This is a genomic window from Collinsella sp. AF39-11AT, assembly GCF_003474585.1.
GTDB lineage: Bacteria > Actinomycetota > Coriobacteriia > Coriobacteriales > Coriobacteriaceae > Collinsella.
Genome location: NZ_QROG01000002.1, coordinates 1 through 18,026, shown reverse-complemented (window position 1 = coordinate 18,026; position 18,026 = coordinate 1). Strand labels below are relative to the sequence as shown.

At 59.3% G+C, this 18,026-nt stretch carries 12 protein-coding genes; 3 read left to right on the top strand and 9 right to left on the bottom strand.

The window, feature by feature from the left end; genetic code table 11:
- Positions 1 to 2 precede the first annotated feature (2 nt).
- The 6 genes from DW037_RS01315 to DW037_RS01290 form a co-directional block, all read right to left on the bottom strand.
- Complete coding sequence (locus DW037_RS01315) at positions 3 to 6,485, bottom strand: InlB B-repeat-containing protein (RefSeq protein WP_158571895.1); 6,483 nt, start codon at positions 6,483 to 6,485, stop codon at positions 3 to 5.
- A gap of 431 nt (positions 6,486 to 6,916) precedes the next feature.
- Positions 6,917 to 8,680, bottom strand: coding sequence for an AarF/ABC1/UbiB kinase family protein (locus DW037_RS01310; protein WP_118372655.1), 1,764 nt, complete (start codon positions 8,678 to 8,680; stop codon positions 6,917 to 6,919).
- An 8-nt stretch (positions 8,681 to 8,688) separates the two neighbouring features.
- Positions 8,689 to 9,105, bottom strand: a complete 417-nt coding sequence (locus DW037_RS01305; protein ID WP_118372654.1) for a hypothetical protein — start codon at positions 9,103 to 9,105, stop codon at positions 8,689 to 8,691.
- Between the two features lie 99 nt (positions 9,106 to 9,204).
- Positions 9,205 to 10,728 (bottom strand): C69 family dipeptidase, encoded by a 1,524-nt coding sequence (locus DW037_RS01300; protein ID WP_118372653.1) that lies wholly within the window; start codon positions 10,726 to 10,728, stop codon positions 9,205 to 9,207.
- A gap of 101 nt (positions 10,729 to 10,829) precedes the next feature.
- The gene (locus DW037_RS01295; RefSeq protein ID WP_117583984.1) at positions 10,830 to 11,684 is read right to left on the bottom strand and encodes a bifunctional 5,10-methylenetetrahydrofolate dehydrogenase/5,10-methenyltetrahydrofolate cyclohydrolase; all 855 of its coding nucleotides are present in this window, start codon (positions 11,682 to 11,684) and stop codon (positions 10,830 to 10,832) included.
- A 2-nt stretch (positions 11,685 to 11,686) separates the two neighbouring features.
- Entirely contained in the window at positions 11,687 to 12,319 is a 633-nt protein-coding gene (locus DW037_RS01290) for a cyclodeaminase/cyclohydrolase family protein (protein ID WP_158551663.1), read from the bottom strand.
- 308 nt (positions 12,320 to 12,627) lie between these two features.
- Here DW037_RS01290 and DW037_RS01285 point away from each other — a divergent pair, with 308 nt between their 5' ends.
- Together DW037_RS01285 and DW037_RS01280 are read left to right on the top strand one after the other, a co-directional pair.
- On the top strand, positions 12,628 to 13,215 hold the full coding sequence (locus DW037_RS01285; RefSeq protein WP_117583982.1) for a hypothetical protein: 588 nt from the start codon (positions 12,628 to 12,630) through the stop codon (positions 13,213 to 13,215).
- Between the two features lie 304 nt (positions 13,216 to 13,519).
- The gene (locus tag DW037_RS01280; protein ID WP_118372652.1) at positions 13,520 to 16,009 is read left to right on the top strand and encodes a phosphatidylinositol-specific phospholipase C; all 2,490 of its coding nucleotides are present in this window, start codon (positions 13,520 to 13,522) and stop codon (positions 16,007 to 16,009) included.
- A gap of 95 nt (positions 16,010 to 16,104) precedes the next feature.
- Here the strand turns inward: DW037_RS01280 and DW037_RS01275 are convergent, their stop codons facing one another.
- Positions 16,105 to 16,374, bottom strand: a complete 270-nt coding sequence (locus DW037_RS01275; RefSeq protein WP_117583980.1) for a hypothetical protein — start codon at positions 16,372 to 16,374, stop codon at positions 16,105 to 16,107.
- An 88-nt stretch (positions 16,375 to 16,462) separates the two neighbouring features.
- Here DW037_RS01275 and DW037_RS01270 point away from each other — a divergent pair, with 88 nt between their 5' ends.
- Positions 16,463 to 16,903 (top strand): helix-turn-helix domain-containing protein, encoded by a 441-nt coding sequence (locus tag DW037_RS01270; protein WP_117583979.1) that lies wholly within the window; start codon positions 16,463 to 16,465, stop codon positions 16,901 to 16,903.
- Positions 16,904 to 16,997: 94 nt separating this feature from the next.
- On the opposite strand, the gene DW037_RS10660 is transcribed toward DW037_RS01270, so the two are convergent.
- Together DW037_RS10660 and DW037_RS10545 are read right to left on the bottom strand one after the other, a co-directional pair.
- Positions 16,998 to 17,465 (bottom strand): SHOCT domain-containing protein, encoded by a 468-nt coding sequence (locus DW037_RS10660; RefSeq protein ID WP_117583978.1) that lies wholly within the window; start codon positions 17,463 to 17,465, stop codon positions 16,998 to 17,000.
- Between the two features lie 114 nt (positions 17,466 to 17,579).
- On the bottom strand, positions 17,580 to 18,026 hold a 447-nt coding region (locus tag DW037_RS10545), incomplete at its 5' end, for a hypothetical protein (protein WP_199578290.1).

Below are 18,026 nucleotides of genomic sequence, written 5' to 3'. Positions count from 1 at the left end.
ACCTACCGACGCTTGGTGAGTGCGAACACGCCGATGACGGCGAGACCAATAACGCCAGCCGCCACGCCAACAATGGCGAGCGGGTTGAAGCCAGACTCCTGCGCAGAAACCTCAGAGGACTTTTTGGCAGCGGTCGAAGCGGACGAGCCCGTGTCGGACTTGTCGTTCTTCTTGTCGGACTTCCTGTCCTTCTTGTCGGAATCCTTCTTGGAATCCTTGCCGTCCTTGGTCTCGGTCGTGGTGGTCGTGGAGACCGGCGTCTGGCCCGGAGCAACGGCGCCGCCGCCCTGCTGGCCGCTCGTTCCGTTGCCGGAGTTGGCACCATTGCCAGAGCCGCCCGCATTACCATTGGAGTTGCCGTTGCCACCGTTATTGTCGGCGGGATACTTGACCCACTTGGCATACAGCGTCATATCCGCCGTCACCGCAGTCGCGAAATCGTACGCCTTAGTGCAGGCGGCATCGGAGAACCAGCCGGCGAAGGTGTAGCCCTCGCGCGTCGGGTCGGCAGGTTTGGCAACCGTCGAACCCGAGGCGGGAGTCTGGTCGTCAATCGACGATCCCCCCTGTGTATCGAACTTCACACGATGGGCCTGAGACTTCACGCAGAACAGATGGCAAGAGTCATTCGTGTAGTAAAGGTTACCGAACTTGTCGCAAACAACCGATGCCATGCAGTAGTTGGCATAACCGGAACCGGGGACAAACACTTCAGTCGCCTCGGCATCGCCCAGCTTGTACATATACACGCCGCCACCCGAAGTGTAGTTGGGCCAGTTTCCCTTGGCGCCGTTCAAAGTAAAGTACACATACGTCTCGCCGTCGCGCGTCGAAACGAGCGGCGTACTCTTAGACTCAAAGCCAAGCTCTGCGCCGTCAGCCTTCGTGATCTGCTTCACGCTCATATCGGACAGGTCGACAATCGAAAGCAGGCCTTTGCCCTTCCAGTCGTTCGTGGTCTTGCCGTTGACGAACGCATAGTTCCCGCTAAATACGGGTGTCGAAGTCGAATATGCGGCAAACTGCGCTTGAGCAACTTCAGCGAGGGAGCCGTCGGAGCCAATCGTCAGCCTATGCAGGGTACCGTTATCACGCGTGACAGCATACACAAACCCGTCGTGCTCAACAAGCGCAGAACGGATATTGCCCCCAGCGAGCTTAATCGAACCGACAAGCTTTGACAGATCGGCGGAATACACGCGCACCTGGCCATAGTCACCGCCAACGACATAATAGCCGTTGACCATCAGGCCGCCAGACCAATAGAAGCCGCCATCGGTAACGGAGGCACTGCCGGCAACTGCACCCGTATGAATATTGATGCGCTTGATAGTGCCGTTTTGCACGTCTTCACCAGACCAATAATCAAGAGTATTGATATAGACGTAATCACCGTCAACGGTCAGCGAAGACAGGTTCTGTTTCGTAAAGGCATCGGAATACCAAAGCGTCTCAAACGTTTTCGCCGAAACAGCCTGCAGGTAACCGCCGGAAAGCGGAATCAGAATGATGCCTTGCGCGACAACAGGACGGCACGTGCTATCCATAGATGAGCCAAGCTCAAGGGATCGCACGACGGAACCCGTCTCAGGGTCGATCTCGTTCAGAACGGCATTCCATGTCTTTCCGCCCCATACCGAAGCGCCCGTGACAAGGTACACCTTTCCGTTCGCGACAAGCGGATCGGAAGCAGAAGCGTTTGCGCCCGCCTTCTGCTGTTCTTCGGTCAAAAGGTTGAGCGCCCAGGAAGGCGTATCGGTCTTCGTAGTGGGCGTCAGAGCATCAGCCGCCGAGGCGGAGCTGCCGTTTGCAAAGCCATTCCACGAGACATCGACATCAGGATGCTCCGTCTCGGGATTGGTAGCAGGAGCCGTTGTGGGCTTCTGCGTGCCGTCACCCTTAACATAACGGAACTCGACGCAATCGCCGTTCTTAAGGAAATAGCTCGGGGCACCGACGCTCGCATACCCATTGTTTACAAAGAACGACCAGTAGCTATACGGCGCGGCGCTCGTTGTGCTCAGCACGCGGCCATCGGGCATCGTCGCACTCGTAAGACCCCATGCATTTGCTTCGAGGTTCGTACAACCGGCAGCCGTCATAAGCTGCTCGAGCACCGACTCGGCTGTCGTGTCTTCGTCGGCGGGAAGCGTAAGCTCGGTCAAGGGCACCACCGATTGCTCGGTGTAGTTGCCGCCGGCGTCACTTGCGGAAACACCCGTGACCTTGGCCGTCACCGTAATGGTCTTGCCCTCGTTCGGGTTGTCGAGCCCCGTCGTTCCCTTGACGTTTACCGTCGCAGAAACATCCAAGCCGGCAAGTACCGCGTAGTCCGAATTGTCGGGATAGCGCTCGGCATAACGGGCAAAACGCTCACTCTTCAGACGGCCGCTGATTGTAACCTTCGCGTTGTACTCAGGTTGCGTAAACAGAAGATTCTCGTGCGAGATTACGCTCGGCTTGCTCGACTTGAGCAAACGATAGGTATTCTCCGTACCACCAGGAAGTTCGCTAAACACAATGCCATAATGGCCAGCGGCCTCTTCGCTGGTATAGCACCAGTTAACCGCATATCCCTGACCGTACACCTTCAACGGCGCATGCAGGTTCCCCGTCACATTGGAGGCATCCTGACCGTCAAGAATACCCTGAGAGAATGTTGACTTTGCAAGGCTCAGATGGAACAGCTCAGCATCAAGCTCGTTCTGGTCCTGCGGGGCAATCGCAAAGTCGAGGGTCTTGCTTGCCGTGACCTCGGCGTTGGACTTATCGGTCACCGTGAGGGTGATCTTGGTCTTCGCTGCCTCGGTGCCAGGCAGCGGCTGATAGACCGTGCCCTTGTAGCCGTTGAACGTAATGTCATCGGTGCTGGCGGAGTACTTGACCTCGAAGTACTTGCCGTCGATATTGAGCGTGCTCGTGCGCGGCATCTGCAGGTCGGCGGTTAGGCCGTCTTTATCCGCAACCGTTTTGGTGCCGGAGTACTTGATGTTGTCGTAGGTAAAGGCCGCATCGACCTTCTCCTGGAGCGCCTTCTTGTCGGCGGCGACCTTCTCGGGATCACCCTTGACCGTCACGACAAAGTCGTGCGAGCCGGCAAGCTTGATGTCGCCGCTCGTAACCGTAACCTTGGCGGTCAGCGTCACGTCTCGATCGCTCGATGCGCGCGAAACCTTACCCGTCTTATCTTCCCAGCTATAACCAGAAACAAACAGGCGCTCGGTGTCGGAGCTTGTCCATTCAACAGAGAATTTCTTTGCGGAACCCGCCTTGTACGGAAGCGTGACATTTTGGGTCACGCTATCGGCGGACTCGCCCGCCGCGTAGCCAATCTGCAGGGATTCGGCGGCTCCGTCAAGAAGGTCTTGCAGTTTAGCCTCGTCCCAAGCAACCTGCACGGACTTGTTGGGCAGGTAATACTCGGTCTTCTCGCCGTCACGCGACAGCTCAAACACCACATCGGCACTACGCAGACCGTCGATGTTGTAACCAGTGTAATCGTTGGGGTCAATGAAGAAGAACGTCACATCGCCGTTGGTCTTATCCTGGGCGTCGGAGATACCGACCGTGGCCTTGTCATCCTCAGCCTTAAAGGCAACGCCGCCCTCGGAGACCCTAACGTCAACGTCGGTAAATCCCAGATCGGCAAGCTGCGCCTTCAGAACATCGTTGACGTTGCCGCCCTTGGCGCTGTAATCAACAACGATCTGCTTATTGGCATCGTTGAGCTTTTGGACTGCAGCCTCGAGCGAACCCGCGGCGATAACCTTGTTGGCGGAGACGAGCTCGACCGTCGAGCTACCGCTCGTGGCGACAGCCTTCAGATACTTGCCAGCAGCAGATGCCGAGACCGTCGCCTCGGCGCCCGACATATCGGGCAGCAGCGTCCAGTCGGCCGCCGGAGTCTTCGCGTCGTCGGCCGCATACCAGGCAACAGTCGCCTGGTCGGTGACATCGATACCGTTGGTGGCCGAACCGTCGGCGCGCTTGGCCTGCGCCGTCGCCTTGACGCTATCGCCCGAGACGAGATGGGTCGAATCGCTATTGATCTGCGGCGTAGTGGTCACGCGCAGCAGGTTATACTCCCCCGCCGCGGTAACGCTGTCCGACGAAACCCATTCAACCGTGTTGTCGAGAGCGCTCGCCGTAACCTTGATCTTCTTGCCGACAAGCGCATCCGTAAGAGTCAGGCTGCCATCGGTCGTATCGATGCCGTCGGTGAGCTCGGTCCAATCGGCATCGCCCTCGCCCTTGGCATACCACGCCATGGTGAGTTCGGCATCCTCGGGCACGTCCTTGGTCGAGCCCGACCAGCTACCCGGAACCTGCACGCTCGGTGTGATCTTTGAGCCCACGCTGAGCGTAACGTTCTTATCGGCAAGCTCAATGCCCGCCAGCTTGTACTGGCCCTTAAGCGTCACGGGGCCGAGCGGGGCAACGGACTGCGTGCCGCCGTAGGAGCTCTTCTTCTGCGTGCTGGAAACGGTGTTTTCGCTCGTCACCTTCACGCGCAGATACTTGCCGGCATAGGCGGCATCAACGGTATAGGTGGCCTTGGTAGCACCGGGGATATCGGTATAGGCGGAGTCGTAGCTCGAGCTGCTGTTTGCATACTGCCACTGGTAGGTCACGTTATCGGTGCGGTCGATATAGTGATAGTTGGAGCCGTCCTTTTTGCGCACCTTAGTCTTGAGCGTATCACCCACACGTACGCCGTTGGTGGCGGGAGAGCCCTCGAACTGCACGTCGTAAAGCTCAACTTGGCCAGCGACGGAGACAGGACCCGCCGCATAGTACGGCTTCTGCTCGCCATAGCCGCCGTTGGCCTTGGCCACGACGTACCAGCCCTTAAGGGCGGCGGTCACCGTCAGGGTGTTACCGGTCTCACCCTCGATAGGCGTGTTGCACGAGTTGGCGGTATTCGACTTGCCCTTGTACCACTGCCACGTGACATGCGAGTCGGAGGTAACGTCGGTGGAGCCCGCCTTGGCGGTCGCCGTAATCGTGGAACCAACCTCGACTTTGCCCGAAGTCGGGCTCATAGTCACGCTCGTGACATTAATTGAACCGGTAGCCGCAACGAGAGCGCCCGTCGAGTTGGTCAAGCTCGAAGAGCCGATCTTCGAGGACACCTTGCACTTGAGGTACTTGCCGCCCAAAGCGTCGGTTAGCTCGAGGGTCTCCCCCGTGGCACCCGCAATGTCGGTATACGTGCCACTCTTGGTGTCAGAGCACTGCCACTGATAGTTGAGCTTGCTTGCGTCGACGAACGCGCCGTACGCGCCGCCCTTCTCCTTGGCGCGAGCCTTAGCGGTATCCCCCACCGCAAAGACGCTCGTGTTGTCCTTGGTATTGATGATGGACACGGCCGAAATCTCGACCGCACCGGCCTGTTTGACCTTGCTGGAAGTGGTCTTGCTCACCGTGTTGACGCCGGCAGTGGCCTCAACCTTAATGTACTTGCCCTCGAGGTCGTCGCCCACCACGAGCGTAGCGCCCGTCTCGCCCTCGATCTTGGTAAAGCCCGAGGAGGAAGAGGTGGAAGCGGACCAGGTGTAGGTGACCTTGGCGTCAGACCCCGCGGGGCTCGACCAATCCTTGTACGGAGTCGCCGTCAGGGTATCGCCTATGCTCGGCACGTCGCTACTCAGCTTGACGCTGTAAAGCTCCATTTGGCCGGCGCCCAGCACGGGGCCGGGGATGTAGTTGGGGTTAATGCCCGAGCCGTACGAAACCGAGGGGCCGAAGTAATCCTTGCCATCAACCGTTACCTTGCAGATGAAGTATTTGCCTTCCATCGCGGCGCTGACGGTGAGCGACTGCTCGTGGCCTACGACCTCGGTGTAGTCGGCGACATTGCTGCTGGCCCTGGTCGTGCCGGCGAGCCAGGTGTAAGTCCAGGTGCCGGGATTGGCAACGGACTCAGTCGAAGTGCCGTACCAGTCGTCCTCGACCTCATCGTACATATTTGCCCAGAGCGTATCGCCCGCGCTGAGCGCGCCCGACTTCGTGGAATAGGAGTTGTCCTTATCCTTGGTGTCCTGGATGAAGACCTTGGCCTCGCTCGAAAGCGTTGTGGCGGACGCGGCGGCAACGGCGTTCTTCTGCTCCGAAGCAGCAGACGCCGCAGCGGAGTTCTCGGACTCAGTCGCGTTGTCTGCAGCGGTGCCATTGCCATTCGCGGCACTCGCAGTTGCGCCCTGATCTGCGCCGGCGTCATCGGCAGCAGCGCTCGCCGCCGCACTGTTCGCGCCGGTGCCGGCAGCAGCGTCATCGTCGGCCGCCGCGCCCTCGCCGCCCGTCGCAGCCTGGGCCACAGCCTCGGCAATGCCCTCGGCGCCCTCGGCCCAAAGTTGCGCCGGCGTGGTGCCAAAAGCCATGGCAAAAGCCAGGAACGCCACCAGACCGCGCTTGGCTACGCCACGGGCAATCGCTCCATGACGACGCCACGAGACGCGCTGGCGCTCGTCCACAAACATATCCATTTGCCTCCCATTGTCTGTACTTGGAGCGTTGCCTTGAGGTTGCCCCACGTCATCGCGCATGTTGCGCTCGAGTTCCCCCACCGGGGTCCCCCTTCCCTCCAGAGCCCTATGCACACCGGCGGCATACGCCGCAGCCGCATGCAAGATGGGAGGCGATCCGACTTAACCTTAACGACTCGGGCACGTCGTCCGATCTGCGACGCGAACATCCCGAGCCAAGAGGAATTACGGTTACTGGTACAGCCGGGGACTTGCATCCCAATTCTCCCAAACGCGCAGGTAAACCGCGTATTCATGCGTCTCCGCACCACCATCTAGGCCATCGATTGTTACCGTCAAAATGGTATCACGCAAAAGGGCCTCGCACGCAGGCGAAGCCCAAGGTAAAAGCTATTGTTTGCGATAGGAAAATGCGGTGACGGTCGCGGCCTCTAGTGCTTGCCGCCGTGACTGTTGAGCCAGATATTGCGGCCCAGCATAAGCGCCAGCACCAGTGCGCTGACGTAGCCCATAAAGCCAATGACCGGGATACCAAACACAACCGGCTCGATGCGCGCGTAGTACACCACCGACGAGCCGATAAACAGGCCGGCAATCACAATTGCCATCGACATGCGGTCGATAATTCCACCCAGCTGTCGCAGCGCCTTATCGCTGCTCATGATCTGCGTGTTCACCTTAAGCTGGCCGCGCGTGAGCATGCGCGATGCCAAGCCCAGATACTCGGCCGCCTCGAGCGAGCCTTTTGCTGCGCGATAGCTGCTCGCGGCAAGATCGCGCCCCATTTCGCGGACGCGCACATAGGTGCTCTTCTCGTTTTTGATGTGCGTCTGGATGATCTGGATCATGTTGACGTTGGGCATGTACTCGGTCAGCAGGCCCTCGAGCGTCACCATGCCGCGGGCGAACATCGTGACCACACTCGGCAGCTCAACGTCATTTTTGCGCGCCAGATTGAGCAGCGAGGTCAAAAACTCGCCGATATCAAGGTCCTTCAGGTCAAGGCCCGCAAAGTCAGCCACGATAAAGTCCAAATCGGACAAAAAGGCCGAATGATCGAGCTCGCCCGAATCGCCACGCGTCACGGCAAAGCGCATGAGCGAATCCTTGAGCTTGGGCACGTCGCCCTCGGCCACGGCGAAAATCATGTCCTTGACGATGCCACGATCGTGGCTCGACATGCGTCCGACCATGCCCAAGTCGATAAAGTAGACAATGCCGTCCTTGAGGATGATGTTTCCCGCATGCGGGTCGGCATGGAAAAAGCCGTCGTCGAGCACCTGCGTCGAGTAGTCCTCGACGATTGCAGCACCGATCTTTTCCAAGTCATAGCCCTCGGCCACCAAGCGTTCAGGATCGGCGATCGAAATGCCGTCGACGTAATCCATGACCACCACGTGCTCAGTGCACAGGTCCAGATAGGATTTAGGGCACCCCACGCCATGAACGCTCTTATGGAACTCGTAGAAGTCGTTGAGGTTTTTGGCCTCGGCCAAAAAGTTGGTCTCCTCGCGAAACGAGGTCCACAACTCCTCGACTACGCCGTGCAGGTCAACGAATTGATCGGTGTTGACGAACTTGGAAACGATACGCACAACCGAGCGGATGATATCGATGTCCTGTGCCATAACCTGCTGCGCACCGGGGCGCTGCACCTTAACGGCCACGTCCTCGCCCGTCACCAGGCGAGCGCGGTGCACCTGCGCGAGCGATGCGCTACCAAGCGGGTTGGGATCGATCGCGTCGAACATCTCCCCCAGGCGCAGGCCGTATTCTTCTTCCAGACAACTGAGTACGACCTCGTACGGCACCGGCTCCACGTCGGAGCGCAGACGACGCAGCTCGTCGCAAAAGCGTTGCGGCAGAATCTCGGACCGGTTAGCCAGAATCTGCCCCATCTTGACGAACATGGGGCCGAGTTCCTCGAGCAGGCGGCGCAAACGAACCGGCGTGAGGTTGTCCCACACGCGGTACTTTTTGACCAGGCGAACAATCTGCCCGATGCGCTCGCGGCGACCCGCCGGCGTGAGCTGGTATTCTTCATCCGGCGCCATCGCGTCGGGCTCCTCGGGGACCATATCGACAGCGCGCGGCTTCTTGCGAGCGCCCGAGACGGCGGCATCGACCTCATCGACAACCGCCGCCTCGTCACCCAAGGGATCTAGATTGTTGTAATCGGTGGTGGAATCTGCCATCTGCGCTGCTACTCGGCCTCTTCGGTATCCTTCGCATCGTCGGGCTCAACGGACTCGACGGGCACCGAGGTCACGTTGTCCTCGACTGAATCGACGATGTCGCGCACATGGGCCAGGAAGGCCGTGCGCTCGGGGGCGGTCATGACGCGGACGCGAGCCAGAATGAGCTCGTCAAGCACGCGCTGGGCCGCGGTCTCGCCCTGCATACCCAGACGCTCGGTCAGGTCGGAGATGGTGCCACCGGCCTGCTCGAACATGTCGGACACACTGCGGGCGATATCGGGAGCACCTGCGTCCTTGCGCACCTGCTCACCCTTGGTGTTGAGGTCGTCGAGGACCTTCTTGCTACCCTCGATGGCAACGGCGGCGGCGCCGAAGCCCACGTTGATGGCGCCGTTAACAAGCTGATCGAGTTTCATAACCATGGTTGTCTCCAATCACAAACAACTGCATTGGCGTTCTTGTACCCAAGATTGAGTGAAAGCGACAAAGCGTTTTAGCGCTATTCGATCGACGGGAGATCCCTACCTCACGTTGTCGTTCATCGCGAAAGAGTTCTTCATGGCGCAGCTCGTGGTATAGAGCACCTTGCCCAACAGGGCATCGGTTTCTACACGAACACGCTCGGCAAACTCCTCGTTGGCGCGGGCGAGCTCGGCAGGCACCTCGGCCTCGGGCAGGGTAGCTACGGCGGCGTCGACGTCATGAATCTGCTTGTGGCCCATGCCGCCGACCTTCTCCTGATAATCCTCGACTGCGCGGCCGCACTCATGGAAGCGGACGTCGGCCAGCGCGCCGATCAGGCGGTTGGCCCAGTAGAAGTTTTCGGACGTCACGCGAGCCTGCGTGTCGGCAAAGTGCTCGGGCATGGTCTCGACGTTGGCGTACAGCGGAACCAGCGCGTTAAACGAGTTGGAGCCAAAGGCCATCCACTGCACGGCGCGGTAGGCCGGATGCGCATAGGGGCGCAGCTGCAGCACAGCGAGCTGGCTGTTGCGGTTGATGCCGATGGGGCGATAGGCGCCACGCGTGGCGGGCGTGCCCTTGCTGCCGTAGCAGTCGTACTCCGTGCCCTGGTAGTGGCTCGAGAGTACGTACTTGATGTCCTCGATGGTCACCTTGCGCTCGGGCACGCGGCTCCAGGGAATATCGTCGCTCTCGGGCGTGTAGTCGGCCTCGGGACCGTCCCACACATCGCTGGGGTTAAGGCAGCGCTGCATATACCAGGCGCGCGGCGTGTTGTAGACGTGGTCGCTGTCGCTGTGCGAGCCAAAGGCCTCGCGCGGGTTGAAGACCGCGGCCGGACCGTCGCCCTCGACGCCCAGCGTCAGGTCCAGATGCCACTCGGCCATCCAAGCGCGCAGGTCGGCGGAGCACATGTGATCGGCCTGGGCGCCCTCGGCGTCATCCAGGTCAAAGCTGTCGATACCCAGCTGGTTGGGCATGGTCACATAGGCGTCGTCAGGCACGCGCTTGGCGATCCAGTGGTGACCGCCGATGGTCTCGAGCCACCAGATCTCGTCCACGTCGCTAAAGGCGATGCCGTTGTTCTCGTAGGTGCCATAACGCTCGAGCAGGTCACCCAGAATGCGTACGCCGTCGCGGGCGGATTTGGCATATGGCAGCACCAGGGTCACCATGTCCTCCTCGCCCAGACCGCCGGGCTGCGCCGGAACATAGCCGTCCTCGTCCTCGTTGCCCTTGGCGGGCACGTAGTCGACGAGCGGGTCGGCGCCGCGAACGCGCTCGTTGGTGGTGAGCGTCTCGGTTGCGGACATGCCCACATTGAGCTCGTTGAAACCGGCCTCGGCCCAGATGCCGTGGCCCGGGACAACATCGGGGACGCTCGTGTAGCGCATGGGGTTATCGGGCAGTTCAACGGTCAGGTGACTCAGGACGCTCGTGTAGACGCGCGGCTGTTCGTCGGGATGCACCACGCGCATACGCTTGGGCTCAAACACCCCGTTGGACGAGTCCTCGTTACGCGCGACCAGGGTCGACCCGTCGTAGCTCGCGTTCTTACCAACCAAAATCGTTGTGCACGGCATGCGCATCCTCCTTGAGCGAAGAAATCAAACGGCAACAGTGTATCGCTTCGGCACAAAAAGGGCGAAACCGCGACCTCGGCAACCTCTGTGGTCAAAAACGCCTATTTCGATGCGCGCTCCGCCGCCTCAATCACGTGCTTGGCGAGAATCGCGGTGGTCACAGCCCCCACGCCGCCCGGCACGGGAGTAATGGCACCAACAACCGGCTCTGCAGCATCAAAATCAACGTCCCCGACCAGCTTGCCAGCGGCCTCGTCCCAATTAATGCCAACATCGATAATCGTCTGGCCATCGCGAACCGCATCCGCGCCAATCGTGCGCGCGCGTCCAACGGCCGCAACCATAATATCAGCCGCACGGCACTCGGCAGTCAAGTCACGCGTATGCGTATGGCACGTCGTTACCGTGGCATTGCGAGCCGTAAGCATGGCGGCAACGGGACGGCCAATCACCAGCGATCGACCGACGACCGCGACCTTGGCCCCATCCAGCTCAACGTCGTAATGGTCCAGCAACGCCAACACAGCCTCGGCCGTGCAGGGAGCAAAGCCCTCGCCTCGCCCCGAAAGCGTGGTAAGCAGCGAGGCCGGCGTCATGGAGTCAACATCCTTGGCGGGATCGAGTGCCGCGGCAACCGCATCCTCGTCAAGCCCAGCGGGCAACGGACGAAACATCAGGCAGCCATGAACAGCGGGGTCGGCATTGATGTCCTCGATGGCGGCCAACAACTCGTCCTGCAAAACATCGGCGGGAAGCAAAATGCGGCGAGCCTCAATGCCAACCTTTTCGCAGCGCTTGAGGGCGCCGCGCTCGTAGGACAGGTCGTCCTCGCGCTCGCCCACACGCACGATGGCCAGCGTCGGAACAACGCCGCGCTCGCGCAGGGCTGCGCAGCGAGCAGCATGTTCCACGGTCAAAGCGCGAGCAACGGGAGCACCCTTCAGCAGTTCAGCCATGGCTATCCCCTCTTCCTTGCAGCGTCGGAGGCGCGGCGCGCCAGCGCATCGGCGCGCGGCAACCATGTGTCGAGCAACTCATCACACGCCGTCTCGAGCTCCTCAGCACGAGCGCGATCCTTCATAGACGTGGTGTTCGCAAAGAGCGTCAAACTCGCGCCCTGCATAGCGGCACGGCAGAACACGGCGCCGCACGCCACATCGGACAGCAGCTGACGCGAACCCTTATCGGCCATGTCCTCGAGCAGCGCCAGTGCGCGCCCGCAGGCATCCATAATGCGATACGGCGGCATGGCTGCCACATGCAGCGCATCCTGAATCGCGGTCGCTCGAGCCGGATCGTCACGCGGAATACCGTACGCCGCGGACACCCGCCTGTAGGCACGAACGTCCTCGGAAACCAACTCGACAAGCTCCTGGGCCAGCTCATCAGCCTGGGCAAACGCGCGCGTCAGGTCATCCGCACGATCAGCAAGCGCGGGATTGGTCGCACCGTAGCGGGCAACCATTCCACACAGCGAGGCGCCCAGCGCGCCCACAAAGGCGCTCGCGCTGCCACCGCCGGGAACCGGCTCGCGCGCGGCCAGCGCCTCGGCAAACCCGCGACAGGTCTTGTCCATCATCTCTTGGCTCATACGCATGCACCTTCAAGTCATATAGATCGGTCGGGCGGCAACCGCCGGCCAACCGCATCAAACACGTAATGATGCTAAGTCTAGCCCATAAGCACATAAGCGTCAGCACACCTGGCCATCGCGGATTTCTATGACGAACGATAGGCGTCGGCACCGGCCCTCCCCTCTTTTGCGCCCGCGCATATTGCCACTTAACGGCGCAAATCCGGCACCCAGAATGGGACACATGGCCCACCCTAGCGAGCCGTCCGCGCGTACAGTAAAGGCAGGTAATCCATGGGCGGTTACAGATCGAGGAGGACACGACCATGAAAAAGAAGGCCTTTGCGATTCTCACCCTCTGCATGAGTCTCTTTGCCGCAGTTGCCCTGGTGGGCTGTGGCGGAAGCGGTGGAGCTACCGGCAGCGGTGGCGGTGCGGAAAAGCCAGCCGTGGATATGAGGACCGACTTCATCTGGTTTAAGGTCGAGGTCCCCGAGGGCGTCGAGGTCACCGACGTCGCAGGCGATACCGCCGACAGGGCCCAGTTTAAGTTCACCGAGAGCGAGCACGCCAGCGATCGCTTCATCCCCGTCTTCGATCCTGACAAGAACGCCGACGAGCTGTTCGACTACGAGGCAAAGTGGAATGCCAGCTTTGAGTGGACCGAGAATGACCCCGTCAAGTACAACGGCAAGACTTGGCGCAACGCTTCCTATACACACTCGGGCGGCGTGACGACTGAGTACTTCACCGAAGCAGGCGGCGGCAGCGTCTACGTGCGCATCGACAACGTCGAGGAGCACAAGGATGCCGTCGAAACCATGATGAAGTCTCTGGAATTTGCCGATGATATCGCCAAGGCCAAGACCGAGGCCATGGATGTTAAGCTCGACGATATCGAGATTAAGCGCTAAGCGACTCGCGAGCGCAACGAAAAACACGAGCGCAGCGCCAACAAGCGGCGGTGCCCCAGCGTTTCGTACTAAGGGAGGATCGGCTCGCCGGCCCTCCCTTTCTTATGCCGATAGCCGGCGAACGCGAGGGTGCCGGACGGCAAAACCACCCCCAGCGCGGTAGCAACACAAATAGACAAGCGCCCCAACGCGTCCGCCCGCCGATTAATAGCACCGCGCAGACAATTAAGCCAACACGTTTAGACATCCGGGCAGTATAGTGTCCAAAACGAGCGTACAGCCGCACGCTGCGAATGGAGGAGTTATGACCGAACACCATGCCATCAGCCGCCGAGCATTTACGCTGGGCTTAGGTCTTGCGGCGCTGTCGCCGCTTGCAAGCCTGCCAGAAACCGCGGCACCGGGCATTCCCCTGCGAGCGGCATTTGCAGACGACACGCCCAAACCGGCGGAGCACCTCGGTAATTTCGTCATTCGCCTTCGCCCCGCGGGCTATTTTCGCACCGCGAGCGTCAACCAAGACGGCAACGTTCGCGGCAACGTCTGCCACCTGTTTAATGACGGTACGTCCAACAAGCTCATCCTTGAGAACGTAACGACCAAGAATGACGATACAAACTGGTATGCTATCCGCACCTTGCTCAATTTCGAAGAGCATAAAAAGACGGGCTACAGCATTTGGTCGGTCGACGACGACTCGGACAAAGATGGAAAGGTCATCCACGTATGGAGTGGCGAGTATGACGACAAGCCCAGCCGCGCTTTTGCGTTTAAACGCCAGTCAAACGGAACCTATATCATCCGAGACCGCACGGTCGAGAAAGAAACCGAGAAAAAAGACATTAAGTACCTGGCAATAGAATCGGACGGCAAAGACCAGGACAACAATAAGATCTGCCATAAGAGTAAGAGCATTCCGTGGGAGCTCGAACTTATCGGTTACGATATGAAAAAGAACGATGCCACGGTTAGCAGCCTCGACTGGATCACGTACAGCAGCTACGTCGACGGGCCCTGTTGGATGAAATACGTCGACAACAGCAAGTTCCTCGACGAACTGAGCATCCCGGGCACGCACGATTCGGGCACCTGCAGCGTGGACAATGACACCGAGCCCCAATCCTCCCAAGCAAAATGCCAGCAGGATTACATCCCCACGCAGTTGCTCGAAGGCATTCGCTACTTTGATATCCGACTTGGAAAGAACGACGAGAACGGCGACCCCGGCATCGACCACGGAGCTTGTTACCTGCTCAAAAAAGACGGGAACTTTATGCATCTCTCCGATGTCATCGGGTACTTCAATACGTTTTTGAGCGAAAACCCGACAGAAGCGCTCATCATGCTCGTGTCGCGGGGCAATGGCGAGGCTACCAACGAAAGCCTCACGACGGCCTTTGGCAAGGTTTTGGATGAGAACCCCGACCTGTTCTACACATCGAGTCGCATCCCCACGCTGGGCGAGGTGCGCGGAAAGATCGTCCTGCTGCGTCGGTTTGGGCTCGCCGGCAACAGCGTAAGCAGCCACACATGGGGCCTCGACCTCACCCAATGGGACGACAAAATCGCAGCACACACCGACAGCACCTCCATGTGTCTCGTTCGAGACGAGCGGGGCTTTGAAGCCGTGGGGAAAACGGGTGACGAAGAGCCCTATTGCACCAAGGTATACGCCCAGGACCATTACGAATGCACAGGAACCGACAAAATCGGCTGGGTCGATATGGCGCTGCAGGAGACAACCAAGCTCGCCCGCATCATGGTGGACGTCGAGGACAATGACGGGGCCAAGGTAAAGGTCCTGGAGCACAGCTGGTGTATCAACTACACCAGCTGCACGAACTACAAGCAAGGAAGCAATCCTTTTACCGCAGCACGAGTGGTCAACGAGCATCTATACAAGAGCCAGTATATAAACAGCACCGGAAATGAGAGCACAAAGGAGGACTGCCTCAAGCACATTGGCATCATTGCGTCCGACTTTGTTGATGCGGCACTGGCCCGAAGCATCTACCAGCGCAATTACGATGCGAAGCACAAGCAGACCGTTTCGTACTACCTCCCGACCCGTATGCGCATGACATACGGCGACTCGTTGAGCGATGCCTCACTCCGGGATGGAAAGACCGTTGGCGAGGGTCGTTTCCGCCTTGTCGACAGCAGTAACGTACTCAACGTGGCAGCTTCGGGCAACACGTTTGCTATCGAATACGTGGATGTCGACGCCCTGGGCAACGAGACCGTTACGGAACTGCAGGGTTCCGTGCCCATCGATATCGACCCGCGCGCATTGACGCCCCACTTTGAAGGGCTCGAGGGCCTTAAGGCCGGCGAGGACGTGCGCGCAAAGATCGCGGCGCCGCTCGACGGCAAGCTCGAAGGCGATGCCTGCACCGCCCAGCTCGAGTTTATGCACGATGCAAACGGCGCTCCGGGCACGGCAATGGCCGAGGATGAGGCATTTGCCGCGGGGACGTATTGGGTGCGTGCGAAAGGCCTGTTGGGCGACGCGGCGCAAAACTACACGCTCGCCACCGACGGAGCCGCAAGCTTTACTGTGACGACTTCGGGCAACGCGGACGGTGCAGGCAACACCGGCACCGGCACCAACGCGGGCAGCGCCAACAAGAACGGCAAGGGCAACAAGAGCAAGGAATCGGGCGAGAAGCTCGCCGGCACGGGCGACGGCTCTGGCATCGTCGCCGGGCTCGCCGCTGCCGCCGTGGCGACAACGGTCGCCGGCGCGGCAATGCTTGCCAACGATCGCGAAGACAGCGAAGGCGCTAGCGAATAGGCAAGCCGACCCTTTTGGACACATCGACCCGACGAGGGGCGCAGGACACCGTTCTGTGCCCCCAATTTTTACCTTGGCCCGAACGCCGCCATAGGCTACATCACCATATTCAGCACGTTAACAAACTCCTGGGCCTTCGCACGGCTGCTCAGGCTAAAGACGCAAGCAGTCAACAGCCTGTTACGCAGAAAAACATCGCGGCCTTTGATTCTATTGACGCCCGTGATGTCCTTAAGGTAGACAATCTCGGTGTGCTTGCCGCCGAAAGCGCCCTTCTTGAGCACCTCGATACGGTTAGGGTAGATCTTGACGTCTTTAAACCTACCCGAACCCTTGTCCTGAAACAGCAAGGTGTTGTTGTCCATGCGTGTCACTCCCATGGGGTTCGCTAAAACTGCCTCTATGGTCACATTTTAGTCACTTCGGGAATCCCGCACGAAGGCGCTAGGTGACATGGGAATTCGAGTCTTTGATTCGGACGGCGTCGTCGACGCTGTGCCATGTGGCTCGCTGGGCGGAGGTGGGACGTTCGGCTCCGACCTAAACGACGCCGTCGAAAGCGCCGCTGATTTTCTCGCATGTATGGTCGACGATCACCTTATGGGTGGCGTCGACCTGCCTGCGCCGGACTTTGGCCACGAGCCGCAGCACGGTGGCAAAATTATCGCCGTGGCCGTCAGTTGCGAACTCAACGATACCCCCGCCGTCACCGCAGCGGATGCCGCGCGCATGCTTGGCGTTAGCTCGGCAAGAGTATCGCAACTGATAAATGCTGAACTGTTGGATTCATGGAAGGATGGCACCAAGCGAATGGTGTCCAAAGCTTCCATCGAGGCACGACTCGCCGACGCACCAAAGGCGGGACGCCCCAAAGAGGTCCCTATTGCTGTATAAGGCGAGGCTACTGCGCACTTTTATTCCACACGATGTTTTCAGCCTGGTATAAACAAGTTCAATACCAGAATGCAAATCCAACCATCGTGTCTAACTACGAAAGGATTTTCGCCTTTTCTGCAGCAAACTCTTCCTCGGTAAGTACTCCACTATCACGCAGCGCTGCAAGTCTCTCGGGCCTTGCAACTACATCACCACTATCCACCAGCGTCTCAATAGTCTGTGAAACCTGCGGATACTGCTCGAGCTCCTTCGATAGGGCATCGACTATCTCGGCAATATTCTTTGCATTTTTGCCCCCGTTTAGTACGTTTGTCCTGACCTTAGATGACGAGTTGACAGTAACGCCAGATCCACCTTCAACTGGAACAACCGAAATACTGACATTTTCACCCCAGGACCAAAGGCTCATACCAATCTCGGCTGCAACTGTTCTTGTTGTGGGCGATGCGCTATCAACTTTTACTTTAGGTAGCTTTTCCATAGCTGCCTTCAAGGCATTAAACGTGTCGTCAGGAGAATACGGTATCTGAATCTGAAGCTGCTGATCGGCAAAACCCATAATCCGACCTCCGCTTTTGCAAGATTAAGGCTATCGGCAATGTTAGCACGTTCCCAGCACTTTTAAATTCATCTAATGACCTTGTGATGCAGCCCGACACCCCGGCACTACTCCCTACTTCCCAAATAGCGCACCCAGAAGACCACGGCGCTTGGGCTTCTCTTCTCGGTAGGAACCCTCGACGGCGGCTGTAACCTGGCGCGGTTGCTCGCCGCCTCCACGGCGCACGATCTGATATAGGAAGGGTGATTTAACGTATTTGACCTCGATGGGCGTGGCATGCACAGTGCTTTCACCGGACAGATGCAGGCTCGGGTTGAGTGGCGCCACCACATGCGTCTCGCGCTTGTCGCTAAACACCACCGCGGCCGCGCGGCCCGTCTGGCCGTTTACGGCAATGCGCACCTGCTCGCCATCGCGGCTGTCTGTCGCCGGACGATCGACAAAGTAGACCGGCACCATCAGCAAACCATCCTTGTGCTTGCGGGCCTTGCGCGCCCGGGCGCGGATGCTCTTTTTAGGCTCTTCGGTGGTTTCTGTGGGAGAGATTCCGGCATAGGC

What these genes read in the sequence shown, in the direction of transcription:
- DW037_RS01305 (WP_118372654.1), bottom strand. Translation starts at nt 9,105, where the DNA reads ATGGTTATGAAACTCGATCAGCTTGTTAACGGCGCCATCAACGTGGGC.
- DW037_RS01310 (WP_118372655.1), bottom strand. Translation starts at nt 8,680, where the DNA reads ATGGCAGATTCCACCACCGATTACAACAATCTAGATCCCTTGGGTGAC.
- DW037_RS01280 (WP_118372652.1), top strand. Translation starts at nt 13,520, where the DNA reads ATGACCGAACACCATGCCATCAGCCGCCGAGCATTTACGCTGGGCTTA.
- DW037_RS01270 (WP_117583979.1), top strand. Translation starts at nt 16,463, where the DNA reads ATGGGAATTCGAGTCTTTGATTCGGACGGCGTCGTCGACGCTGTGCCA.
- DW037_RS01295 (WP_117583984.1), bottom strand. Translation starts at nt 11,684, where the DNA reads ATGGCTGAACTGCTGAAGGGTGCTCCCGTTGCTCGCGCTTTGACCGTG.
- DW037_RS01275 (WP_117583980.1), bottom strand. Translation starts at nt 16,374, where the DNA reads ATGGACAACAACACCTTGCTGTTTCAGGACAAGGGTTCGGGTAGGTTT.
- DW037_RS01290 (WP_158551663.1), bottom strand. Translation starts at nt 12,319, where the DNA reads ATGAGCCAAGAGATGATGGACAAGACCTGTCGCGGGTTTGCCGAGGCG.
- DW037_RS01285 (WP_117583982.1), top strand. Translation starts at nt 12,628, where the DNA reads ATGAAAAAGAAGGCCTTTGCGATTCTCACCCTCTGCATGAGTCTCTTT.
- DW037_RS01300 (WP_118372653.1), bottom strand. Translation starts at nt 10,728, where the DNA reads ATGCCGTGCACAACGATTTTGGTTGGTAAGAACGCGAGCTACGACGGG.
- DW037_RS10660 (WP_117583978.1), bottom strand. Translation starts at nt 17,465, where the DNA reads ATGGGTTTTGCCGATCAGCAGCTTCAGATTCAGATACCGTATTCTCCT.
- DW037_RS01315 (WP_158571895.1), bottom strand. Translation starts at nt 6,485, where the DNA reads ATGGATATGTTTGTGGACGAGCGCCAGCGCGTCTCGTGGCGTCGTCAT.